This is a genomic window from Pseudomonas sp. EA_15y_Pfl1_P101, from assembly GCF_963970835.1.
Taxonomy (GTDB): Bacteria; Pseudomonadota; Gammaproteobacteria; order Pseudomonadales; family Pseudomonadaceae; genus Aquipseudomonas; species Aquipseudomonas tritici.
Window position 1 is genome coordinate 17,707 of sequence record NZ_CAXAPA010000023.1, and the last position, 22,382, is coordinate 40,088.

25 protein-coding genes, 4 tRNA genes and 1 pseudogene are annotated in these 22,382 nt (G+C 59.5%); 19 read left to right on the forward strand and 11 right to left on the reverse strand.

Annotation, left to right across the window (positions count from 1 at the left end; all coding sequences use genetic code 11):
• The first annotated feature begins 86 nt into the window (after positions 1–86).
• The 12 genes from truA to AACY36_RS26305 all read left to right on the forward strand — a co-directional run bounded on the left by truA (position 87) and on the right by AACY36_RS26305 (position 9,689).
• Positions 87–911: a tRNA pseudouridine(38-40) synthase TruA gene (truA, locus tag AACY36_RS26250; RefSeq protein WP_065874106.1), complete on the forward strand. Its 825-nt coding sequence runs from the start codon at positions 87–89 to the stop codon at positions 909–911.
• A gap of 63 nt (positions 912–974) precedes the next feature.
• Positions 975–1,607: a phosphoribosylanthranilate isomerase gene (locus AACY36_RS26255; RefSeq protein WP_339420607.1), complete on the forward strand. Its 633-nt coding sequence runs from the start codon at positions 975–977 to the stop codon at positions 1,605–1,607.
• 244 nt (positions 1,608–1,851) lie between these two features.
• The gene (accD, locus tag AACY36_RS26260) at positions 1,852–2,772 is read left to right on the forward strand and encodes an acetyl-CoA carboxylase, carboxyltransferase subunit beta (RefSeq protein ID WP_339420608.1); all 921 of its coding nucleotides are present in this window, start codon (positions 1,852–1,854) and stop codon (positions 2,770–2,772) included.
• A complete protein-coding gene (folC, locus tag AACY36_RS26265) occupies positions 2,769–4,076 on the forward strand; it encodes a bifunctional tetrahydrofolate synthase/dihydrofolate synthase (RefSeq protein WP_339420609.1) in 1,308 nt (435 codons plus the stop codon). Before accD ends, folC begins: the two co-directional genes overlap by 4 nt.
• A complete protein-coding gene (locus AACY36_RS26270; RefSeq protein WP_339420610.1) occupies positions 4,060–4,722 on the forward strand; it encodes an SPOR domain-containing protein in 663 nt (220 codons plus the stop codon). Before folC ends, AACY36_RS26270 begins: the two co-directional genes overlap by 17 nt.
• A gap of 257 nt (positions 4,723–4,979) precedes the next feature.
• The gene (locus AACY36_RS26275) at positions 4,980–5,537 is read left to right on the forward strand and encodes a CvpA family protein (RefSeq protein WP_122513270.1); all 558 of its coding nucleotides are present in this window, start codon (positions 4,980–4,982) and stop codon (positions 5,535–5,537) included.
• Positions 5,538–5,578: 41 nt separating this feature from the next.
• A complete protein-coding gene (gene purF / locus AACY36_RS26280; protein WP_339420611.1) occupies positions 5,579–7,084 on the forward strand; it encodes an amidophosphoribosyltransferase in 1,506 nt (501 codons plus the stop codon).
• 65 nt (positions 7,085–7,149) lie between these two features.
• A complete protein-coding gene (locus tag AACY36_RS26285) occupies positions 7,150–8,361 on the forward strand; it encodes an O-succinylhomoserine sulfhydrylase (protein ID WP_339497728.1) in 1,212 nt (403 codons plus the stop codon).
• An 11-nt stretch (positions 8,362–8,372) separates the two neighbouring features.
• Positions 8,373–9,137 (forward strand): SDR family oxidoreductase, encoded by a 765-nt coding sequence (locus AACY36_RS26290; RefSeq protein WP_339420613.1) that lies wholly within the window; start codon positions 8,373–8,375, stop codon positions 9,135–9,137.
• Between the two features lie 162 nt (positions 9,138–9,299).
• Positions 9,300–9,375: transfer RNA gene (locus tag AACY36_RS26295), tRNA-Val, on the forward strand.
• Positions 9,376–9,430: 55 nt separating this feature from the next.
• Positions 9,431–9,507, forward strand: a tRNA-Asp gene (locus AACY36_RS26300).
• Positions 9,508–9,612: 105 nt separating this feature from the next.
• A tRNA-Asp gene (locus AACY36_RS26305) sits at positions 9,613–9,689 on the forward strand.
• A gap of 221 nt (positions 9,690–9,910) precedes the next feature.
• Here the strand turns inward: AACY36_RS26305 and AACY36_RS26310 are convergent.
• The gene (locus tag AACY36_RS26310) at positions 9,911–11,194 is read right to left on the reverse strand and encodes an NAD(P)/FAD-dependent oxidoreductase (RefSeq protein WP_339437349.1); all 1,284 of its coding nucleotides are present in this window, start codon (positions 11,192–11,194) and stop codon (positions 9,911–9,913) included.
• Between the two features lie 184 nt (positions 11,195–11,378).
• Between AACY36_RS26310 and AACY36_RS26315 the strand changes: the two genes are divergently transcribed.
• A tRNA-Val gene (locus AACY36_RS26315) sits at positions 11,379–11,455 on the forward strand.
• Between the two features lie 820 nt (positions 11,456–12,275).
• On the opposite strand, the gene AACY36_RS26320 is transcribed toward AACY36_RS26315, so the two are convergent.
• Complete coding sequence (locus tag AACY36_RS26320; protein WP_339420615.1) at positions 12,276–12,821, reverse strand: hypothetical protein; 546 nt, start codon at positions 12,819–12,821, stop codon at positions 12,276–12,278.
• A gap of 338 nt (positions 12,822–13,159) precedes the next feature.
• Here AACY36_RS26320 and AACY36_RS26325 point away from each other — a divergent pair, with 338 nt between their 5' ends.
• The 4 genes from AACY36_RS26325 (at position 13,160) to AACY36_RS26340 (ending at position 15,970) form a co-directional block, all read left to right on the forward strand.
• Positions 13,160–13,876: a DUF969 domain-containing protein gene (locus AACY36_RS26325; RefSeq protein ID WP_339420616.1), complete on the forward strand. Its 717-nt coding sequence runs from the start codon at positions 13,160–13,162 to the stop codon at positions 13,874–13,876.
• The gene (locus tag AACY36_RS26330; RefSeq protein ID WP_339497730.1) at positions 13,873–14,823 is read left to right on the forward strand and encodes a DUF979 domain-containing protein; all 951 of its coding nucleotides are present in this window, start codon (positions 13,873–13,875) and stop codon (positions 14,821–14,823) included. Before AACY36_RS26325 ends, AACY36_RS26330 begins: the two co-directional genes overlap by 4 nt.
• 7 nt (positions 14,824–14,830) lie before the next feature.
• On the forward strand, positions 14,831–15,460 hold the full coding sequence (gene pcp, locus AACY36_RS26335; protein ID WP_339420618.1) for a pyroglutamyl-peptidase I: 630 nt from the start codon (positions 14,831–14,833) through the stop codon (positions 15,458–15,460).
• A 63-nt stretch (positions 15,461–15,523) separates the two neighbouring features.
• Positions 15,524–15,970, forward strand: coding sequence for an anti-virulence regulator CigR family protein (locus AACY36_RS26340; RefSeq protein ID WP_339420619.1), 447 nt, complete (start codon positions 15,524–15,526; stop codon positions 15,968–15,970).
• An 11-nt stretch (positions 15,971–15,981) separates the two neighbouring features.
• On the opposite strand, the gene AACY36_RS26345 is transcribed toward AACY36_RS26340, so the two are convergent.
• The 4 genes and pseudogenes from AACY36_RS26345 to AACY36_RS26360 form a co-directional block, all read right to left on the reverse strand.
• Positions 15,982–17,382, reverse strand: a complete 1,401-nt coding sequence (locus tag AACY36_RS26345) for a heavy metal sensor histidine kinase (protein ID WP_339420620.1) — start codon at positions 17,380–17,382, stop codon at positions 15,982–15,984.
• Complete coding sequence (locus AACY36_RS26350; protein WP_339420621.1) at positions 17,379–18,050, reverse strand: heavy metal response regulator transcription factor; 672 nt, start codon at positions 18,048–18,050, stop codon at positions 17,379–17,381. Before AACY36_RS26350 ends, AACY36_RS26345 begins: the two co-directional genes overlap by 4 nt.
• A gap of 42 nt (positions 18,051–18,092) precedes the next feature.
• A complete protein-coding gene (locus tag AACY36_RS26355; protein WP_339420622.1) occupies positions 18,093–18,338 on the reverse strand; it encodes a DUF2790 domain-containing protein in 246 nt (81 codons plus the stop codon).
• Between the two features lie 92 nt (positions 18,339–18,430).
• A pseudogene (locus AACY36_RS26360) lies at positions 18,431–18,757 on the reverse strand (alpha/beta fold hydrolase); the annotation flags it as partial.
• 206 nt (positions 18,758–18,963) lie between these two features.
• On the opposite strand from AACY36_RS26360, the gene AACY36_RS26365 reads away from it, so the two are divergent.
• Positions 18,964–19,641, forward strand: coding sequence for an HAD family hydrolase (locus AACY36_RS26365; protein ID WP_339420623.1), 678 nt, complete (start codon positions 18,964–18,966; stop codon positions 19,639–19,641).
• A gap of 20 nt (positions 19,642–19,661) precedes the next feature.
• On the opposite strand, the gene AACY36_RS26370 is transcribed toward AACY36_RS26365, so the two are convergent.
• The 3 genes from AACY36_RS26370 to csrA all read right to left on the reverse strand — a co-directional run bounded on the left by AACY36_RS26370 (position 19,662) and on the right by csrA (position 20,696).
• Complete coding sequence (locus AACY36_RS26370) at positions 19,662–19,955, reverse strand: hypothetical protein (RefSeq protein WP_339420624.1); 294 nt, start codon at positions 19,953–19,955, stop codon at positions 19,662–19,664.
• 95 nt (positions 19,956–20,050) lie between these two features.
• Positions 20,051–20,290 carry a hypothetical protein gene (locus AACY36_RS26375; protein ID WP_339420625.1) on the reverse strand — a complete coding sequence of 80 codons (240 nt, stop codon included), beginning with the start codon at positions 20,288–20,290 and terminating at the stop codon, positions 20,051–20,053.
• 211 nt (positions 20,291–20,501) lie between these two features.
• Positions 20,502–20,696, reverse strand: coding sequence for a carbon storage regulator CsrA (csrA, locus tag AACY36_RS26380; RefSeq protein ID WP_003192511.1), 195 nt, complete (start codon positions 20,694–20,696; stop codon positions 20,502–20,504).
• A gap of 263 nt (positions 20,697–20,959) precedes the next feature.
• Between csrA and AACY36_RS26385 the strand changes: the two genes are divergently transcribed.
• The gene (locus tag AACY36_RS26385; RefSeq protein ID WP_339420641.1) at positions 20,960–21,325 is read left to right on the forward strand and encodes an SPOR domain-containing protein; all 366 of its coding nucleotides are present in this window, start codon (positions 20,960–20,962) and stop codon (positions 21,323–21,325) included.
• Between the two features lie 31 nt (positions 21,326–21,356).
• Here the strand turns inward: AACY36_RS26385 and AACY36_RS26390 are convergent, their stop codons facing one another.
• Positions 21,357–22,046 (reverse strand): endonuclease I family protein, encoded by a 690-nt coding sequence (locus AACY36_RS26390; RefSeq protein WP_339420626.1) that lies wholly within the window; start codon positions 22,044–22,046, stop codon positions 21,357–21,359.
• Positions 22,047–22,050: 4 nt separating this feature from the next.
• The gene (locus AACY36_RS26395) at positions 22,051–22,302 is read right to left on the reverse strand and encodes a DUF1654 domain-containing protein (protein ID WP_339420627.1); all 252 of its coding nucleotides are present in this window, start codon (positions 22,300–22,302) and stop codon (positions 22,051–22,053) included.
• Positions 22,303–22,382: the final 80 nt, after the last annotated feature.

Consider the following 22,382-nt stretch of genomic DNA (forward strand, 5'->3'; position numbering starts at 1 on the left):
TCCCACACAAACCGGCATAATGACCCCCTCTGCGCAACTCATCAGGCTCTCAGTTCTTGGCAAATATAGATAACGCGGCCGCCGAAATGGCGGCCGCAGGCTTTTACCGCATCGCCCTTGGCGTGGAATACAAAGGCTCGCGCTATCGCGGCTGGCAGCGCCAGGCCTCCGGTGTGCTGACGGTGCAGGAAACCCTGGAAAAGGCCCTGTCCAAAGTCGCCGATTCGCCGGTATCGCTGATGTGCGCCGGGCGCACCGACGCCGGCGTGCACGCCTGCGGCCAGGTAGTGCACTTCGACACCCAGGCTGAACGGTCAATGAAAGCGTGGGTGATGGGCGCCAATATCAATCTGCCCCATGACGTCAGTGTCAGCTGGGCCAAGGTGATGCCGGCGCACTTTCATGCACGCTTCAAGGCGATCGCCCGGCGTTATCGCTACGTGATCTACAACGATCAGATCCGCCCGGCGCACCTCAACGAAGAAATTACCTGGAACCACCGCCCGCTGGATGCCGAACGCATGGCCGAAGCGGCGCAGCACCTGGTGGGCGTGCATGATTTCAGCGCCTTTCGTGCCGGCCAGTGCCAGGCCAAGTCGCCGATCAAGGAGGTCCACCACTTGCGGGTGACCCGTCACGGCAAGATGATTGTGCTGGATATTCGCGCCGGGGCCTTCCTGCACCATATGGTTCGAAACATTGCCGGGGTGCTGATGACTATCGGCACGGGCGAGCGCCCGGTGGAGTGGGCCAAGGAAGTACTGGAAAGCCGCATTCGCCGCACGGGCGGGGTCACGGCACATCCGTTCGGCCTGTACCTGGTGGATGTGGAGTACCGCGACGAGTTCGAATTGCCGGAACGTTTCATCGGGCCACACTTCCTCACAGGTTTCAGCGAACTTGGCGGCTGACGCCCGGAAAAGCTTTTGTTACCATCCGGGACTTTCTGGTTCCAACCCCGAGGTTTTCACGACATGTCAGCCGTTCGCAGCAAGATTTGCGGGATTACCCGCATAGAAGACGCGCTGGCGGCGGTCGAGGCGGGCGCGGATGCCATCGGTTTCGTGTTTTACGCCAAGAGCCCGCGGGCGGTGAGTGTGTTGCAGGCGCGGGCGATCATTGCCGCATTGCCGCCGTTCGTGACCACCGTGGGTCTGTTCGTCAACGCCAGCCGGTGTGAGCTCAACGAAACCCTGGATGCCGTACCGTTGGACATGCTGCAGTTCCATGGCGACGAAACGGCGGAAGAATGTGAAAGCTATCAGCGCCCGTATATCAAGGCGTTGCGCGTCAAGGCCGGGGATGACATCGCGGCGGCGTGTGCCGCCTATGGTGGCGCTCGCGGGATTCTGCTCGACACCTACGTCGAAGGCGTGCCCGGCGGCACCGGCGAAGCGTTTGATTGGTCGCTGATTCCCGAAGGTTTGAGCAAGCCGATCATCCTGGCTGGCGGGCTCAACCCTGCGAATATCGCGGCCGCGATCAAACAGGTTCGGCCGTATGCCGTGGATGTCAGTGGTGGGGTAGAGCAGGGCAAGGGCATCAAGGACCACAGCAAGATTCGCGCATTCATGCGGGCCGTGCGCAACAGCGGTGGTGGGATGTGACGGCTGGCAGTCTGCCGCCGTCCATAACTACCACTGTGTAAAACAGCCCGGCGCCGCCTCAGGGTGGCCCGGAAATGAAGTGGCAACCCTGCGCTGGCAGGTTGTCTGGAAGGCTGAGGGTGCATGCAGGAAATGGCCGGTCGAACGTCTGACCCCGTCCAGTATGTGTCATCGCCACATATGAATTTAGCTCAAGGGCATACGCGGGGCTGTGTTCAAGCCACCGGTACTGGAGAAAGAAAGCATGAGCAACTGGTTAGTAGACAAACTGATCCCTTCGATCATGCGTTCCGAGGTGAAGAAAAGCTCGGTTCCTGAAGGTCTGTGGCACAAGTGCCCATCCTGTGACGCGGTGCTGTATCGCCCCGAGCTTGAAAAGACCCTGGACGTTTGCCCCAAGTGCAACCACCACATGCGTATTGGCGCGCGCGCCCGCATCGACATTTTCCTGGATGCTGACGGCCGCAACGAGCTGGGCGCTGACCTGGAGCCGGTTGACCGTCTCAAGTTCCGTGACAGCAAGAAGTACAAGGACCGCTTGGTCGGTGCGCAGAAGCAGACCGGCGAGAAAGACGCGCTGATTTCCGTCAGCGGCAAATTGCTCGGCATGCCAGTTGTGGCGTCGGCGTTTGAATTCTCCTTCATGGGGGGGTCCATGGGGGCCATCGTCGGTGAGCGCTTTGTCCGCGCGGCCAACTATGCCCTGGAAAACCGTTGCCCGATGATCTGCTTCGCCGCCTCCGGTGGGGCTCGTATGCAAGAAGCCCTGATTTCCCTGATGCAAATGGCCAAGACCTCCGCGGTACTGGCGCGTCTTCGCGAAGAAGGCATCCCGTTCATCTCCGTGCTCACTGACCCGGTCTACGGCGGTGTTTCCGCCAGCCTGGCAATGCTGGGTGATGTGATCGTCGGCGAGCCAAAGGCCCTGATCGGCTTTGCCGGCCCGCGCGTGATCGAGCAGACCGTACGCGAAAAGCTGCCCGAAGGTTTCCAGCGCAGCGAGTTCCTGCTGGAGCACGGTGCTATCGACCTGATTATCCCGCGCAGTGAGCTGCGCCCGCGCCTGGGCAACCTGCTGGCGCAAATGATGGGCCTGCCGACGCCTGTCTACGTCGCGCCTAAAGTCGAGCCGATTGTGGTGCCGCCGGTGCCTGCAAACCTATGACCCAGCGCACCCTGGGCGAATGGCTTGCCTACCTTGAGCAGTTGCATCCTTCCGCCATCGACATGGGCCTGGAGCGTTCGCAACAGGTAGCGGCCCGCCTCGGGTTGGGTCGTCCGGCGCCGCGCGTGATCACGGTAACCGGCACCAACGGCAAAGGCTCTACCTGTGCCTTTGTCGCGGCGCTGCTCCAGGCCCAAGGGCTGAAAGTCGGCGTCTACAATTCCCCGCACCTGCTGCGTTACAACGAGCGGGTGCAACTCAATGGCGTCGAAGCCACTGATACGCAACTCTGCGAAGCCTTCGCCGCACTCGATGCGGGCCGAGGCGAGATTTCCCTGACTTATTTCGAGATGGGCACCCTGGCGGCGTTCTGGCTGTTTGAGCGTGCGCAACTGGATGTGGTGGTGCTGGAAGTCGGTCTGGGCGGGCGTCTGGACACGGTCAACGTGGTGGATGCCGACCTTGCGCTGGTCACCAGCATTGGCGTGGACCACGCCGACTATCTGGGTAACACCCGTGAGTCCGTGGCTTATGAAAAAGCCGGTATCTTCCGCCAGGGCAAGCCTGCGCTGTGTGGTGACCTAAATCCGCCGCACACCTTGCTGGACAGGGTGCGCGAGCTGGGTTGCCCGTTCTTCCTGCGCGGCCGCGAATTCAATCTTGAGATCGTTGAGCAGCACTGGCAATGGCGTGGGCTCGATGCCCGTGGCCAGGCGGTGGAACTGCGTGACCTGCCGCTATTGAACCTGCCATTGGAAAACGCCGCGCTCGCGCTGCAAGCCTATCTGCTGCTGGATCTGCCGTGGAATGCCGAGCAGATTGCTGCCACATTGCTGGCGACTCGCGTGGTAGGGCGTCTGGATCGTCGTGCGTTCGAATGGCAGGGCAAGCGCCTGAACTTGCTGTTGGATGTGGGGCACAACCCCCATGCGGCCGAGTACCTGGCTCAGCGCCTTTCACGCACGCCGTCGGTCGGTCGTCGCCTTGCCGTATTCGGTCTGCTGGCGGACAAGGACCTGGATGGCGTGGTCGCGCCCTTGTTGGGCAGTGTCCAGGCCTGGGCTGTGGCGCCGCTGGATACTTCGCGTAGTCGCCCGGCTGCTGGGCTGGAACTGGCGTTGCAGAACCTTGGTGCACCTGTGGCGTCGTATACAAGCGTCACCGAGGCCCTTGAAGCGCAGTGCGCCGTTGCTACGCCCGACGATGAAATTCTATTGTTCGGGTCATTTTATTGCGTTGCCGAGGCGCTTGAGTGGTTAGCCCGGCGCTCCACGGAGGAAGCTGCACATGGCATTACTGGATAGCGCGTACAAGCAGCGAATGGTCGGAGCCTTGGTTCTGGTAGCGCTGGCGGTGATTTTCCTGCCGATGCTGTTTTCTCGTCAGGACGAAGAGCGCCAGGTCGTGGTTGAGGCTCCGGCCGCGCCACAAGCCCCGGCGGTGCCGCAGGTTCAGGTCGAGCCTGTGGTCGTGCCTGAGCCCCAGGCCTTGCCGGAAGAGGAGCCTGTGCCGACGGATGATGAAGTGGCTGCGCAGCAAGCACCGTCGATGCCGGTGCAGCCAAGCGTGCCAGTGGTCAAGCCGGCACCCGCTGCGCCGGTCGCCGCTGCCAAGCCCGTCGCGCCTGCACCTGCGCCCAAGCCGGTAGCACCGCAGCCCGCCGCACCGGGCAAGCCGGATGTGGGCCAGAGTCGTATCGATCCGAATGGCTTGCCGATCAGTTGGTCGATTCAAGTGGCCAGCCTGGGCAGTCGCGAGGGCGCCGACGCCTTGCAAAAGAAGCTGCGTAGCCAGGGGTATAACGCCTATATCCGTAGCGCCGACGGCAAGAACCGCGTGTTTGTCGGGCCGTTGATCGAGCGTGCCGAAGCGGATCGCCTGCGGGACTTGCTGGATCGCCAGCAGAACCTCAAGGGTTTTGTGACTCGCTTCCAGCCTGAGCGCGGCTGATACCACCAGCACTTGGTAGGGATGCAAGCCAAACGTGGGAGCTGGCTTGCCGGCGATGACGCCGGATCAATCAACAGTGATGTTGAATGTGCCGGCGCCATCGAAGGCAAGTCAGCTCCCGCATTCGTTTTGTGGTTGGCTTGAAATCACGTTGGCTCGCCACAAACTATTGATTTGCAAAGCAGCCGCAATCACAGCTTACCGACAGCCCAGCGCTCTGCTAAAATGCGCCGCCTCATCTGTCCGTAGGCTGCACTGTGCCATTTACCTGGGTTGATTGGGCGATTGTTGCAATTGTCGCCATCTCCGCTTTGATCAGTCTAAGCCGCGGCTTCGTAAAAGAAGCACTGTCGTTGCTGACCTGGATCATCGCAGGAGTCGTAGCCTGGATGTTCGGCGGTTCATTGTCGGTCTACCTGGCTGGATACATCGAGACACCTTCGGCCCGTGTCATCGCGGGCTGCGCCATCATGTTCATCGCCACGCTGCTGGTGGGGGCAATGGTCAATTATCTTATTGGCGAGTTGATACGTGTCACCGGCCTCTCCGGGACCGATCGATTTCTCGGCATGGCCTTTGGCGCTGCGCGTGGTGCGTTGCTGGTGGTCGTGGCAGTCGGGCTGTTGAGCCTGGGGCCGGTACAGCAGGATTCGTGGTGGCAGGAGTCGGTACTCGTGCCAAAATTTCTATTGGTTGCAGATTGGTCCAAGAACCTCATTTTGGGGTGGAGCAGTCAGTGGCTGGCCAGCGGAATCAGCGTACCCGCTGATCTTCCGTTCAAGGAACACCTCTTACCGGCCATAACGCCTCAGTAAGCTGGGTTCAGTCAAGATTCATTAAGTAGGGGTTGCGTCGCATGTGTGGCATCGTCGGTATCGTCGGTAAGTCGAACGTCAATCAGGCGCTGTATGACGCGCTAACCGTCCTCCAGCACCGCGGCCAGGACGCTGCCGGTATTGTGACCAGCCACGACGGCCGGTTATTCCTGCGCAAGGACAATGGCCTGGTGCGTGACGTGTTCCACCAGCGTCACATGCAGCGCCTGGTCGGGCACATGGGCATTGGCCATGTGCGTTACCCGACTGCCGGCAGCTCGACGTCGGCCGAAGCTCAGCCGTTTTACGTCAACTCGCCTTACGGCATCACGCTGGCGCACAACGGTAACCTGACCAACGTTGAACAGCTGGCCAAGGAGATTTACGAATCTGACCTGCGCCACGTCAACACTAACTCTGACTCGGAAGTGCTGCTCAACGTGTTCGCCCACGAGCTGGCCCAGCGCGGCAAGCTGCAGCCGACCGAAGAGGATGTGTTCGCTGCCGTGACTGACGTGCACAACCGTTGCGTCGGTGGTTACGCCGTTGTCGCCATGATCACAGGTTATGGCATCGTTGGCTTCCGCGACCCGCACGGCATCCGCCCGATCGTGTTCGGCCAGCGCCACACCGACGAAGGCGTCGAGTACATGATCGCTTCCGAAAGCGTGTCCCTGGACGTGCTGGGCTTCACCTTGATTCGCGACCTTGCGCCGGGCGAAGCGGTGTACATCACCGAAGACGGCAAGCTGCACACCCGCCAGTGCGCCGTGGCGCCGAAACTCACCCCGTGCATCTTCGAACACGTCTACCTGGCGCGTCCGGATTCGATCATCGACGGCGTTTCGGTGTACAAGGCACGCCTGCGCATGGGCGAGAAGCTGGCTGAGAAGATCCTGCGCGAGCGTCCTGAGCATGACATCGACGTGGTAATCCCGATTCCGGACACTAGCCGTACCGCTGCGCTGGAATTGGCCAACCACCTGGGTGTCAAGTTTCGCGAAGGCTTCGTGAAAAACCGCTACATCGGCCGTACCTTCATCATGCCGGGCCAGGCGGCGCGCAAGAAGTCGGTTCGCCAGAAGCTCAACGCGATCGAGCTGGAGTTCCGCGGCAAGAACGTGATGCTGGTGGATGACTCCATCGTGCGTGGCACCACCTGCAAGCAGATCATCCAGATGGCCCGCGAAGCCGGTGCTAAGAACGTGTACTTCTGTTCTGCCGCGCCTGCCGTGCGTTACCCGAACGTGTACGGTATCGATATGCCGAGCGCCCATGAACTGATCGCCCACAACCGTTCGACCCAGGATGTTGCCGACCTGATCGGCGCGGATTGGCTGATCTACCAGGACCTTCCGGACCTGATCGAAGCGGTCGGCGGTGGCAAGATCAAGATCGACCAGTTCGACTGCGCCGTGTTCGACGGCAAGTACGTGACCGGGGATGTCGACGATGCCTACCTGAACAAGATCGAGCAGGCGCGTAATGACTCGTCGAAGATCAAGACCCAGGCGGTCAGCGCGATCATCGACCTGTACAACAACTGAGTGACAACCGGCCCTGAGGGGCCGGTTTTGTATCTTAAATAAAGAATTGAGTAAGGAGTGGCAGCATGAGTCAGGAATGGGATGCCGGTCGGTTGGACAGCGACCTCGATGGCGTAGCTTTCGATACCCTGGCTGTGCGCGCCGGCCAACACCGCACGCCGGAAGGTGAGCACGGTGATCCGATGTTTTTCACGTCCAGCTACGTGTTCCGCACGGCGGCCGACGCCGCTGCGCGCTTTGCTGGCGAAGTGCCGGGTAACGTCTATTCGCGTTACACCAACCCGACCGTGCGCGCGTTCGAGGAACGTATCGCCGCGCTTGAAGGTGCTGAGCAAGCGGTGGCCACCGCTACCGGCATGGCGGCAATCCTGGCGGTGGTGATGAGCCTGTGCAGCGCCGGCGACCATGTGCTGGTGTCGCGCAGCGTGTTCGGCTCGACCATCAGTCTGTTCGAAAAGTACTTCAAGCGCTTTGGCATTGAAGTGGACTACGTGCCCCTGGCAGACCTGTCCGGCTGGGACGTTGCGATCAAAGCCAACACCAAGTTGCTATTCGTCGAGTCGCCATCCAACCCTTTGGCTGAGCTGGTGGATATCGCCGCGTTGGCCGAAGTCGCTCACGCCAAGGGCGCGATGCTGGTGGTCGACAATTGCTTCTGCACCCCGGCGCTGCAGCAGCCGTTGAAGCTGGGCGCGGACATTGTTGTGCACTCGGCCACCAAGTTCATCGACGGCCAGGGTCGTTGCATGGGCGGTGTGGTCGCCGGTCGCAGTGAGCAGATGAAAGAGGTCGTCGGCTTCCTGCGCACCGCTGGCCCGACCTTGAGCCCGTTCAATGCCTGGATCTTCCTCAAAGGCCTGGAAACCCTCAGCCTGCGCATGAAGGCCCATTGCGCCAACGCCCAGGCCCTGGCCGAGTGGCTGGAGCAACAGGACGGTATCGAGAAAGTGCACTACGCCGGTCTCAAGAGCCACCCGCAACACGCGTTAGCCCAGCGCCAGCAGCGTGGTTTCGGTGCCGTGGTGAGCTTCGAAGTGAAGGGCGGCAAAGGCGGCGCCTGGCGCTTTATCGATGCCACTCGCCTGATCTCCATCACTGCCAACCTGGGTGACAGCAAGACCACCATTACTCACCCGAGCACCACCTCCCACGGGCGCCTGGCGCCACAGGAGCGCGAGGCGGCGGGTATCCGTGACAGCCTGATCCGCGTTGCGGTGGGCCTGGAAGACGTTGCCGACTTGCAGGCTGACCTGGCTCGCGGGCTGGCGGCCTTGTGATCGAGTGGTCCATGGATACGGCGGCAGCCAGTAACGGGCGTGTCGCGCTGGTGACAGGCGCGGCGCGGGGCATTGGCCTCGGGATTGCCGCGTGGCTGATCAGCGAAGGCTGGCAAGTCGTGTTGACCGACCTGGACCGCGAGCGCGGTTCCAGGGTGTCCAAGGTGTTGGGCGAAAACGCCTGGTTTATCACCATGGACGTGGCCGACGAGAAGCAAGTGGCCCAGGGCGTCGCCGAAGTGCTCGGGCAGTTCGGGCGCCTGGACGCGCTGGTGTGCAATGCGGCGGTCGCTGACCCGCGCAACATTACCCTGGAAAGCCTGGATCTGGCTTACTGGAATCGGGTGCTGGCTGTGAATCTCAGTGGGCCGATGTTATTGGCCAAGCACTGTGCGCCGTATCTTCGTGCCCATGGCGGTGCCATCGTCAACCTGGCGTCGACGCGGGCTCGCCAGTCGGAGCCGGACACCGAAGCCTATGCGGCGAGCAAGGGTGGCCTGCTGGCGCTGACTCACGCCTTGGCCATGAGCCTTGGGCCGGAAGTGCGGGTCAATGCGGTCAGCCCTGGCTGGATCGATGCGCGTGATCCCGCAGCCCGTCGCGCCGAGCCGCTGAGTGATACCGATCACGCCCAGCATCCGGCGGGCAGGGTGGGTACGGTCGAGGACGTGGCGGCGATGGTGGCGTGGTTGCTGTCGCGCCAAGCGGGGTTTGTCACCGGGCAAGAGTTTGTGGTGGACGGTGGCATGAGCAAGAAGATGGTCTATGAGCAGTGAGTGGCAGCTGCAAGCTTCAGGCTGTAAGTGAAAGCCGGTTTTCGGTAGCTTTTAACTTGCAGCTTGAAGCTTGCAACTTACAGCTGTTTTTTAAAAAAACTCAATCCTGCTATTGACTTAGGTCCGCTACCTGCGTAAATTTCGCGGCCTCAACGAAGCAAAGGGTGATTAGCTCAGCTGGGAGAGCATCTGCCTTACAAGCAGAGGGTCGGCGGTTCGATCCCGTCATCACCCACCACTTCTTGAGAGTTTTGCTCCAGGGCAAGACGCAACGTTAAAGGTTGCACCGACGCGCAGCGGTAGTTCAGTCGGTTAGAATACCGGCCTGTCACGCCGGGGGTCGCGGGTTCGAGTCCCGTCCGCTGCGCCATATTTTCCAGGCTTGATCTGTCAGGCTTGAGATTGAACAGCCAAGGCTGATCGATCAGATGTTTAAAGACAGTTGAGGGTTTACGTTCAACTGGTCAAGCGATACGCAGCGGTAGTTCAGTCGGTTAGAATACCGGCCTGTCACGCCGGGGGTCGCGGGTTCGAGTCCCGTCCGCTGCGCCATATCTGCTTCAAGGCCCACTGAACGCCTTGAAGCACAAAGAAAGCCTTTGGCTACTTTGATTCGATAGCAAAGACCCTGGTCGAAAGACCGGGGTTTTTTGTGTCTGGGATTTGGCTTATGTGGGAAGCGGGCTTGCTCGCGAAGGCGGTTCGTCAGTCAATATTTCCAGTGACTGAACCACCGCATTCGCGAGCAAGCCCGCTCCCACAGTTGGATAGCGTTAGAAGCCCAACTTGTCGCGCAGCCCGTAATACCAGGCCCCAAGCGCCGCAAACGGCGTGCGCAGCAGTTGCCCACCCGGGAACGGGTAGTGCGGCAGGTCCGCAAACGCATCAAAACGCTCTGCCTGGCCTCTCAGCGCCTCCGCCAGTACCTTGCCCGCCAGGTGCGTGTACGTCACACCATGGCCGCTGCAGCCTTGCGAGTAGTAAATGTTGTCGCCCAGCCGACCGACTTGCGGCAAGCGCGACAAGGTCAGCAGGAAATTGCCGGTCCAGGCGTAGTCAATTTTCACGTCTTTGAGCTGCGGAAAGGCCTTGAGCATCTTCGGGCGGATGATTGCCTCGATGTTTGCCGGGTCGCGTGCGCCATACACCACGCCACCGCCGAAGATCAGGCGCTTGTCGCTGGTGAGGCGGTAGTAGTCGAGCAGATAGTTACAGTCTTCGACGCAGTAATCCTGCGGCAGCAACGTCATCGCCAACTCATCGCCCAGCGGCGCCGTGGTGATTACTTGCGTGCCACACGGCATTGATTTGGCGGCCAGTTCCGGTACCAGGTTGCCCAGGTAGGCATTGCCCGCGACGATGATGAACTTGGCCCTGACCTTACCCTCGGCGGTGTGCACCACTGGGTTGGCGCCGCGCTCGATGCGCACTGCTGCCGATTGCTCGTAGATCGTTCCGCCCAGCGATTCAACCGCTGCTGCTTCGCCCAAGGCCAGGTTGAGCGGGTGGATGTGCCCGCCACTCATGTCCAGCAAACCGCCGGCGTAGTTGTCACAGGCCACCACTTCGCGGATGCGACGTTCGTCCAGTAACTCCAGCTGCGTGTGGCCGTAGCGTTCCCACAGGCGCTTTTGCGACTCCAGGTGGCCCATGTGCTTGCTGTTAAGTGCGGCGAATACCCCGCCGTCCTTCAGGTCGCACTGGATCTGATACTTGGCGACGCGTTCACGAATGATCCTGCCGCCCTCAAACGCCATCTGCCCCAGCAACTGCGCCTGCTGCGGCCCGACGCTGCGCTCGATCACGTCGATATCACGGCTGTAGCTGTTAACGATCTGCCCGCCGTTTCGGCCCGAGGCGCCAAACCCCACCTTGGCGGCTTCCAGTACCGTCACGCGAAAACCGTTCTCCAGCAGAAACAGCGCGCTGGAAAGACCGGTATAGCCGGCGCCAATCACGCACACGTCGGTTTCGACCTCGCCTTGCAGTGCCGGGCGAGGTGGAACGGTATTCGCGGAAGCGGCGTAATACGACTGGGGGTAGGGGGTGTTCGCCATCCTGGAACCTCTGTTTTATATTTTTTACGAGTGCGCTGATCCTACCTGAGTTGAAAATTGCCTGCCAGCCACCCGAAATTCACGCGTGGGCTCCACGCCAATAAAAAATTCGCATATTCATAGGGTTAGCTGCAAAAAAGATGTTGACACCCCTCCGGAATTCCGTAAAATGCCGCCTCACAGCAGGCACGTAGCTCAGTTGGTTAGAGCACCACCTTGACATGGTGGGGGTCGTTGGTTCGAGTCCAATCGCGCCTACCAAACAAAATCCGCTCTGCTGGGCGGTCTAGAAGGGCTCACCGAAAGGTGGGCCCTTTTTTGTTTTTGTGTCGCATTTCGGCGTGCTCTATACACCGAGCTCCCGTCTCGCGCAGCCTTGTTCGTCCCGGGCTTACAGTGCTGGATTCGCTGGGTTAAACCCAAAAGGGCAGTGCAGTGGCCCGCTACTTCAAACGTCCAGGCAGTGACCAGATTGAAGACGTCGATTCGTTTCAGGTTCTGGCGATATAGTTTCTGGGTTTCCCTGATCTCCGCTTGGCCGGACTCTGGCGGCATTTGTTTATCTGGATGGTCGTCATAGGGCTGAGTTTTATCGCAGGCCCGCCTTGGATGGCAATCCTAAGTGCCGGTTTGCCAATCATCTACTGCTTTTTGATGCGTAAAATTGTGGCGGATGAGTCTTTGAAGAAGGGCTGGGTGGAGGTGGCTGATCCAAAGCTCACACTCAAGGTGGTTTCGCCAGCCTCTGAGTCACCTGCAGCGTAGGTGTTTCAATGCAGGCCCAGCTAATCGCTGGGCTTTTTGCATGTTGAACCCCGCAAGTGTCCCGCCACTATAAACAGGGTTTTTGAGGTCAGTCGCGCCGCTGGAAACCGAAGCGACAGCCTCAGCCGTTCCCTCCAAGAAATGCCTGCAGCACCACCAGTTCAACCACCGCGACCAACAGTAAAAACATTACGAATCCGAATGAGAACACGCGTTTTCGCCGTGGCGGGGTGCGGTCGCTTGCGATATCTAGATATCTGAGCACCAGGTCGATCAGCTTTCAGGTCAGCTCGAAAAATTCGCTCACAAGGACGGCTTACTTCGCCTTGGCACTCTTGATATCGCTGATCATCTGCTTGGCAATCGCCTGCACCTGCTTCTGCGTCATGGCCGAGGCAATGCCTTCCCAGGCGGACGATGAGGTGTCGTAGGTGCGCGAACCAATCGGTGCGCCGGATTTCAGGTCGGAGTAGTCGGCGCGGGAGAAGACCCAGGCGTTACCGACCAACACCCCGGCGACATACCGCGAGCCCGGCTCGATGTAGCGGAACTTGCTCACGTTGATGCTGATGGCGACACCTTCCTCATCACTCGGCGCTACAGCAGGGCTTTCCGTGACATTGAAACCGGCCTGGCGGGCTTCTACCTGGAGCGCGTTGTTCCAGTCGCGCTTGAGTAGGTTCCAGTCCGGATTTTGCTCGACCGGGCCTTCGCCCTTGATGCTCACCACGAGGTTGTGTTTGGCGGAATCCGAGAGGGTCAGCGCGGCGCTACCACCGCTTTTTACCTTGGCGGCGCAGCCACCCAGCATGGATAAAGCAACGGCGCAGGAGAGGGCGATCAGGATTTTTTGGGCTTTCATTGAATGTCCATATCCACAGCAGTATTGAGTGAAGCGTGCGCGGGTTGCCAGCACACGGCTGATAAACGGGCGGCGCTAAGATGCGCGAATCCTTCCCGGTCTGTCCACACCTTGCTACGTACGCGCGACTCAATCACCCACAAAATTTATTGGTTTGCAGCAACAATTTTTCTTGTTGGACACCTCCCGCCCCAGCCAGCAAAGTTGCCGCCACTGACGCTCGACCTTCCGGGTCAACAATAAAAACCGAGCCGACTGCACGCCACTTCTTGCTGTGAACCCTTTGTTCACATCCTGCTGTAATGGCGCCGCAGCGCGCACTAAAGGACCTCTCCGCCATGCAAACTGTTGTGAACTTATGGCCGTTGATCGGCGTACTTGTGATCGTGGTTGGCTTTGTCTTGCGCATCAACCCTCTGCTGGTGGTCACCGCCGCCGCTATCGCCACCGGTTTTGCCGCCCATTTCCCACTGGAAAAAATCCTTGCCACCATGGGCGATGGTTTCCTTCAGACCCGAGCTCTGCAGTTGATTCTGTTGTTGCCCCTGGCGGTCATCGGCCTATTGGAGCGCCATGGGCTGCGCCTGCATGCGCAGAACTGGATTGCACGGTTCGAGCGCGCCACGGTCGGGCGCTTGTTGATCATTTACCTGTTTGTGCGCGAATCCACGGCCGCCATGGGCTTGACCAGTCTGGGCGGGCACCCGCAGATGGTGCGCCCGTTACTGGCGCCAATGGCCGAGGGTGCGGCGGAAAAACGCTACGGCAAGCTGCCAGACAAATTGCGTCACAAGGTGTTGGCCATGTGCGCCGCGACAGACAACGTCGGGCTTTTTTTTGGTGAAGACATCTTTGTCGCCTTTGGCGCCATCGCATTGATGCACACCTTCCTGCTCGGCTCAGGGATTGATGTGGAACCTCTGCACATCGCGGTGTGGGGCATTCCTACGGCGATCTGCGCGTTTATTATCCATGCGATCCGTCTGCATCGGTTTGACCGAAGGCTCACCCGTGAGATGACGTCTGCCGCCACCCCCGTGGAGGCCGCGCAATGATCATTTCCATTCAATACCTCTACTGGCTGGCCGGGGTGCTGCTGTTGATCACGGCGGGCATGATCGTGATGGACAGAACCCATCCCAAGCGCTGGTCCAGTGCGTTGTTCTGGCTGTTGTTCGCCATTCCGTTCCTGATCGGTGAACGCTTGCCGTCGGTGGTTATCGGTGTCGGCATCGTGGTCATGGCGTTGATCGCCGGCATGGGCTGCGTCGGACGTGGCAAGCATGCTGAGTTGCATGAAAAGGCTTCGCGTGCCAGTGCCGGTCGGCTGGGTCACAAACTGTTTATCCCTGCGTTGGCCATCCCCCTGACCACGGTGATCGGCTCGGTGTTGCTCAAACATACCGAAATCGGCGGCACACCGCTGTTGGACCCGAAAAACACCACCTTCGTCTCCCTCGGCATCGGCTGCCTGATCGCCCTCGGCCTTGCCTGCTGGCTGACCCGCGATACGCCGGTACAAGCCTTGCGCGAATCCCGCCGCCTCACAGAAGCCCTGGGCTGGGCCATGGTGCTGCCGCAAATGCTGGCGATGCTCGGCTTGCTGTTCAACGAAGCTGGGGTCGGCACGGCTGTAGCGCATGTCACTACCACCTATATCAACCTGGATTTCAAGTTGGTGGCGGTGATGGTCTACGTGTTGGGCATGGCCTTGTTTACAGTGATCATGGGGAACGGCTTCGCGGCTTTCCCGGTGATGACTGGCGGCGTCGGCGTGCCGGTACTGGTGGGAATCTACGGCGGTAACCCGGCGGTGATGGCAGCGATCGGCATGTTCTCCGGCTACTGCGGGACCTTGATGACGCCCATGGCCGCCAACTTCAATATTGTGCCGGCTGCGTTACTGGAGCTGCCGGACAAGAACGCGGTGATCAAGGCCCAATTGCCGACCGCGCTGATGATGCTGGTGGTCAATATCGTACTGCTTTACCTGTTGATGTGAGGTCGATATGCAAACTGTACTGCTGACGGGCTTCGAGCCCTTTGATCAAGACCCGGTGAATCCTTCCTGGGAAGCTGTGCGCCAACTGGATGGCGTGCTGCTGGGAAGCGATGTTCAGATCGTCGCGCGTCGGCTGCCGTGCGCCTTTGCGACCGCTGGCGAGTGCCTGACCCAGTTGATCGATGAGCTGCACCCGGCGATGGTGATCGCCACCGGCCTGGGGCCGGGGCGTAGCACTATCTCGATGGAGCGGGTGGCGATCAACATCAACGATGCACGCATCCCCGATAATCTGGGCGAGCAGCCTATCGATACGGCAGTCGTGGCTGGAGGCCCGGCAGCCTACTTCACGACGCTGCCGATCAAGGCGATGGTCAAGGCTGTGGGCAAAGCCGGAATTGCGGCATCGGTATCGCAAACAGCAGGCACCTTTGTGTGCAATCAGGTGTTCTATCGGCTGCAACACCAGTTGGCGGGATCCGGCGTGCGCAGTGGCTTTATCCATGTGCCTGATGTTTACGGGGCATGCCAGCCGCCGATGGTGCTGTCGACCCTGGTCGAGGGGTTGCGCATCGCGGTGTCTGCGGCATGGCAAACTTCGATGGATATCGTCGAAGTGGGCGGTCAGGTCAGTTGAGGGCTGGGCGTGAGCGCCAACCTTCAACTACAGTTCAGGGACACCCATTCCACGGTAATCGCCATGATCAAGTCTCTGAAATGCGTGTCTGTCGTGCTTTCGCTTTTCTTGTTTGCTGGCAGTGGTATGGCCTTGGCCGATCCTGGTAATGGCAAGGGGCAGGGGAACAATAAAGGCAATAGCTCGGTCGGGCAGGGGCATGACAAACCCAAAGGCAAAGGCGCATCGGGTAGTCACGGCCCCAGCGTCGATCGAGGCAGGGTACTGAATGTATTGGGTGGCTACCGCAACTACTGGAACCCGGAGCCAGCCTTGCCCCCTGGTATCCAGAAGAACCTCGCGCGCGGTAAGCCATTACCGCCGGGCATCGCCAAAAAACTGGATGGTCGTTTATTGGGCCAGTTGCCCCGTTATGATGGGTATGAATGGCAGCAAGCAGGTACCGATCTGATATTGGTGACCATTGCGTCGGGCATCATTTACGAAGTACTCAATGGCGCCTTTGACTGAAGGGGCAAACGTTACGCCACGCGTCCTGGGAAAAACAGCTCAAAGCAGGTCACGCCATCGTGGCTGCTCACGCTGTACCGCCCGCTATGCAACTGCATGATGGTCGCCACAATCGACAAGCCCAACCCATTGGATTGGGCGGAGCGTTCTCGTGATTCATCCACCCGGTAAAACCGTTCGAACAGTCGCGGCAGATGCTCGGCCGCTATGGTTTCGCCTTGGTTGCTGACCTTCAGGTAAATGCCCTCGGCATCAGGAACCGCCTGAATCAACAACTCAGTCCCCGGCGCACCATATTTGATGGCATTGGCGCACAGGTTCGCCAGCGCCCTGCGCAGTAACATCGGCTCCGCCCAGATCACTCCTTCACCTCTGGCCTGAATGCTGATGTCCACATCGCCCGCCAAGCCTTCAAAGTACTCGGCAATGCGTTCAACCTCATCCGTGGCACTGAGCTCCTGGCGTTGACGCAGGGCGCTGGCCGGGTCGGTGCGGGCCAGGAACAGCATGTTGTCGAGCATCCGTGCCAGGCGTTCAAGCTCTTCGACATTGGACGCCAGCAGTTGCTGATAGCTTTCGATGCTGCGGCTCTGTTGCAGGGCGACTTGGGTTTCGCCCAGCAGGTTATTGATTGGCGTGCGCAGTTCGTGGGCCATGTCGGTGGAGACCTGGCCCAGTTGCACAAAGCCCTTGGCCAGCCGTTCAAGCATGGTGTTGAACGAATCAATCATCGGCAGCAGTTCTTTCGGTGCGCCATGGCTATCGAGGCGTTCGGCGAGGTTGCCGACGCCAATGCCCTGGGCGTGTCGGGCCAGGCGGCGCAACGGTAAGAGCCCGCGATGAACAAGCAGGTAACCGACCACTGCCAGGAGGATTGCGGCAATACTCGCCAAGATATAAACGCTCAAGCGATAGCTGGCGAGCACCGCGGTGCGCTCGGTCATCAGGCGTCCGCTGGTGACTTGCAGGCTGCCCAGGTCGCCGGAGTCGATGGAGGCGGCGACGGTGGAGAAGGGCACGCCATTCACGCCAGGCAGATGGTGCACGTCGGCGAGTCCCAGCGCGTGATCCTTCGCGACGGGTGGCACGGACGGCAAATCGATATTACCCGGGTTCACCAGCAGCAGCGGTTTTTGTCCCGGCGCGGCAATGCTCAGTACCGACTCGTGGTTACCCAGCATGTTCTGGAACAGTTCCGGCTTGGTCTTGATCAGGTCGAGCGTGTTGCTGTCGTTGAGCAAGTTGCGCAGTTGATCGACACGGGAAATCAATGCGGCATCGTCGCGCATGATCAGCTCCCGTTCGAGCTCGCGGTACAGCGCCACGCCCAGGGTAGCCAGCAGGGCGAAGGCGAGCAGCGCGAAGATCAACGCCAGGCGCAGGGTCAAGGAGTAATGACTGCGCCTGCTCATGGCTGGGTATCGAAGCGGTAGCCGATGCCCCGCACACTGTGAATCAGCTTGAGCTGGAACGGGTCGTCGATTTTCAAGCGCAGGCGTCGCACGGCCACGTCTACTACGTTGGTGTCGCTGTCGAAGTTCATGTCCCACACACGCGAGGCGATCAGCGAACGGGACAGCACCTGGTCCTGATGGGTCGCGAACAGGTGCATCAGGGCGAACTCTTTGTTGGTCAGGGTGATGCGTGTGCCCGCGCGGGTGACGCGGCGCTTTAGCACGTCGATGTGCAGGTCGGCGATCTGTAGCTGCTCCTCTTCCCGGCTCGGGCCGCGGCGCGTCAGGGTACGCAAACGCGCCACCAATTCAGCGAAGGAAAACGGCTTGATCAGGTAATCATCGGCGCCCAATTCCAGGCCCTTGATGCGGTCGGCAATGTCGTCGCGGGCTGTAAGGAAAAGCACTGGCGTGTCGGCTTCCTTGCGCAGACGGCGCAGCACTTCCCAACCGTCCATTTTCGGCATCATCACATCCAGCACGATGACGTCGAACGGCGTTTCCAGGGCTTGGTGCAAGCCATCCACGCCGTCACGGGCGAGGCTGACGGAATAACCCAACTCCTGAAGGCCGTTGAGCAGGTAGTTGCCGGCTTTGGGTTCGTCTTCGACTACAAGAATGTTCATGGGAAGTGCCTTGTCTCTATGCGTGGCGCAAGTGTAGCCCGATCAATTGTCACTAGGGCAACCGGTGGCCAGGACCTGGTAGTCCAACACGTGTTCACGGCCCTGGCTGTCCAGGTAGTTGAGTTGCGCCGGGACAATGCCGCATCGGCCGTAGGTGTCGGTGCTCGACAGTACTTTGGCCACATCCAGGTGCACGAAGAAGCCGGTTTTGTCGTGGATCACGGGTTCGGCAGCAAACACAGAACCGGTTGCGAGCAGAGCGGCAAAGCCGAGGATAAACAGTTTCATGACGGTATCTCTCTAAAAGGGTTGGCTGTCACGTCGTGGCAGTGAGTACACGGTAACCAGCCGTCCCGAACAGCCCACCAACAGGATGATGACAAGTTTGTAATGCGGGGCTCAGGGTTGACGCCGGCGTAGGAATGGCCGACCAGCACGGTAGGGCCGTCTTGTTGGTCCAGTACGCGGTTGGTGGCGGCGACGTCTTCGGCCGCCGAGGTCAGCGGGTTCTGCACGGCGGTAACGTGCAAGCCGGTGGCCTGGAGGCGGGTGATGACCTCGGACCAGCTCGAACCGTCAGCCCATGAGCCATGTACCAGCACCACGTTATTGGCTTTGATCGGTGCGACTGTGCCTGCCATGGCGGTGCCAGTGCCCAGCATCAGCAGGCTGGCGGCGATCAGGCAGAGTTTGCTTGCAGGTTTCATGGTGGGACCCTTTTCATCAGGAGGAAGTGGCGTCATCCGGCGTGGGTGACTGACGACTTCGCTGTATGAAGTGAGGGTGCTGCCAAGACTTGCGGCTGCCTTACAAACCTGTAATGCATCCGACGTCGGTTGCGTTTACAAGTGCCGAGGTGATCCGTAGATTGCATCGGGCCGATATTTGTTAAAGCCGATGAGGAAACCAAGCAGTGTCCATCCAAGGTTCAGCTGTATTCAACCGCCGTTACCGTGCCTTTCTATTTGATATGGATGGGACGTTGCTCAATTCCATTGCCGCTGCCGAACGGGTGTGGAGCATCTGGGCTGAACGCCATGGCCTGGATGTGGCAGCGTTTTTGAAGACCATTCACGGTGCCCGTGCGATCGATACCATCACAGGCCAGGCATTGCCAGGCGTCGATCCTGAGGTGGAGGCACAATGGATTACCGAGGCTGAAATCAATGATGTGGACGGTGTTGTTGCGATCCCCGGCGCGGTCACGTTTTTGAATAGCCTGCCGGGTGATCAGTGGGCGCTGGTCACTTCCGCACCCAGGGAACTGGCGTTGCGCCGGCTGCAAGCGGCAGGTATTGCGCCGCCGGCGGTGCTGGTGACCGCTGAAGATGTTGCCGTCGGCAAGCCGAACCCCGCGTGTTACGTGCTGGGCGCGCAACGCCTGGGTGTGCCGGTGCAGGATTGTCTGGTGTTTGAAGACGCGGCGGTAGGCATCCGGGCGGCAGAGGCAGCAGGGGCGGATGTGATGGTCGTGACGTCGACACATCACACGCCTATGGTCACCGAGCATCCTTCGATTGACGGGTATGAACCGTTGAAGGTGCAGTGCGACGCAGACGGCTTGTTGTATGTGCAGAGCGGTGCTGCCTGACACAAAAAAGGCCGAGCCCGTTAACGGCCTCGGCCTTGTTCGGCAATGGCTGGATCGGGCGGCTGCATCCGATCATTCCTCATGCCTTGGCGTGACAGCACCATCTCCCGGAGAACTTCATTGGCCAGCCGCGCGATTGCTTCGGCGCCCTGATAATGGGCGCGTACGATCCCGGTAATTGCAAAGTGGTCGGTTTCCGGGCCGCTGAGCACTGCCGAAAGCGTTCCGTCCGCATGCAATGTGCAAGTCACTTGATAGCTGGGCAGGCGGGCTGCCAGTGCGGACTCGATTTTCGATTTACTCAGGGTATCCATCTTGCTTCAGCCCCTTTTACTGATCATGCACGCCCAAGCATAGGTCGAGTTGGAGCGCTGTAAACACCGGCGATCTGATAGCGACGAATGCGGTATCAGCGTGTCATTTGTCGGCACAACCGACGTTGCACGGCCCGCTGGATGGGTTTGAGGCAAAACAGGAACAGGTAGCCGCCGAGCAGCAGCGCCAGGTCCAGCCACGAGTGGGGGGCGGTGGAGCCAGTGCCTTCGATTGCGTACCTCAAGCCATAGGTCAGCCCGACGAAGATCAACCCTATCAATAGGGCGATCAACCAAGACCTGTAGGCAAATTGTGGGGTGGTCGTAGGCCTCATTGACGTGCTCCTGAATGCACACGAATGGCTAGAGTCAGTCAGGAGATTCGGCCTTGAATGAAAGAGCAAGTTCCAAGCGTGAAGACAGTTTCATCTTGTCCACGAAGATGAACACATTGGCGACGTCACTCACGCAATAAAGACAAAAGCAGTTCCAAGGAGTTTTCGCCAGCCGTTACAGTGAACGAAAGGGCTGGCTACTGAAGGCACTTCAAGGCGTTTGGTTTTTGTCCGGAGCAGTCAGGCCGGCCTGGATGCGCTGGTAGATCTCCTCGCGATGCACGGCAACATCCTTGGGGGCGTTGATGCCGATTCGTACTTGCTGGCCGCTGACGCCCAGAATGGTGATCGTGATGTCATCACCGATGTTTATGCTTTCACCAACTTTGCGGGTGAGTATAAGCATGGACTTCTCCTTGATTACTTTTAAGGACACATGTTTCAGACAGGGCAGGTGTCGGATGTGTGTAGCGTACTGCTTAGCGCTTCCCTGTGACTGCCTCTTTTTAGGACGCATAGAGGCGACATTAATTCCCATGGCGGCATCATACAGGTCTGCGATACATCATTCGCATTGTTTAATCCAACGTTTATGACGGCCAGAATAGACAGCGAATGATAAAGTCGCCTCTTTATCTTTAAAGGAGCAGGGCAGTGCGTAAAGTAGCGATGGCAATTGCGGTGTTGGCACTGGCCGGTTGCGGTGAAGGCAAAAGCGTCGATGCGCCAAAGGCCAAGCCTGTCGTGACCGAAAGCCAGCCCCAGACCGGCGCGATTGCCGCCCAGGAATGGGACGTGCGGGTTGGCCCGCCGGACCACAAGTTGCAGGCGATTACCGACCTCACGGCCTGGTTGCTGGAACATGGTTTCAATTTTTACATCGTGAAGGTAGACGGCAAGGACGACGTACTGCTGGGGCCGTTTGCAACCAAGGCCGAAGCCGAAGCCAAGCAGACGCTGCTCAACGAGAAAATGGCCCGAGCCAAGAAAACCGATACTGTTTCAGAAATCATTGAACACAAGGCTACGCAGTAACGACTTGGACGGGCGGGGTTTCCGCCCTTTTTCAACCGCAGGCTTTAAGGTTCACCGGGCCGACAAACTCATTGCCGCGTCCCATCACGCACGCCACGGTCTGGTTGCGCTGACGTTCCCAGGACTGCACCGGGTAGGTCTTGTTCCAGGCTTCGTATAACTGGCGATCCTGTTTCGACAGGCGCAAGCCGTATCGCTTGCTCATGTAGAAATACGTGCGAGCGATCATTCCCCGAATGGAAGGGCGTGGCATTACCTTCTTCGCCTTGAAGTCCACCTGGGTCAGGCATGAGCCGTACTGCCCGCTTTGCACCGGCAGCCAGCCAAAACTGAAGTTATTACGGTCACCATTGACCTCGCCTATGCTCGGCACCAGGTTGTGCAGGTCGGCTTCGGCGCGTTTGAACACGTCATCATGGCGCGTACAGTTCTTGCGCCCGCCGTTCTGCCAGCACTGGCGCTGATGCCCGATCTGCCAGGCCGGAACGATGTGCTCCCACTCGATGCGCGCGGCACGGTTGGCGTTTTTGCGTGGGATGTAGCCACAGGCTTTCAGGTCCACGCGGTTGCCGGTGTATTTGCACCCGCAATAAAACTCGGTGGATTGTGGGGCGTACAGTTTCCACGCGACTTTCTTGGCTTCGCTGAAGGTTCGGGGCGCTTGGGCGTGGGCGGTAACGGCGAAAAACAGGCAACACACAGCGATAAAACGGACACTCATTGAATCAATCTTCCTTCGGCACAACCCAGAAAATCTGCACACCGCCATCGTCCCGATAGGCGAGGGTGACGTTGTCGTTCTCCGCGATTTCCTCCAGCAAGCGCGCCCACTCATCCTCCGGCTCTTCCGGCAAACGGAAAATCAAAGCCGCCTTGGCTTTCTGGGCGTTGGTCGAATTGATGATCTTTTGCACACGAATGGCCAGGCGTTCGTAGGCACCAGGTGGGGTTGGCGCTGCGGGAGAGGACTTTGCCACGGAGTATTCCTTAGTTTGCTGTACGCACATACAGTATTTAACTGTAGGCGATTTCGCAACTGCTTAAACTTCAAGAAGTC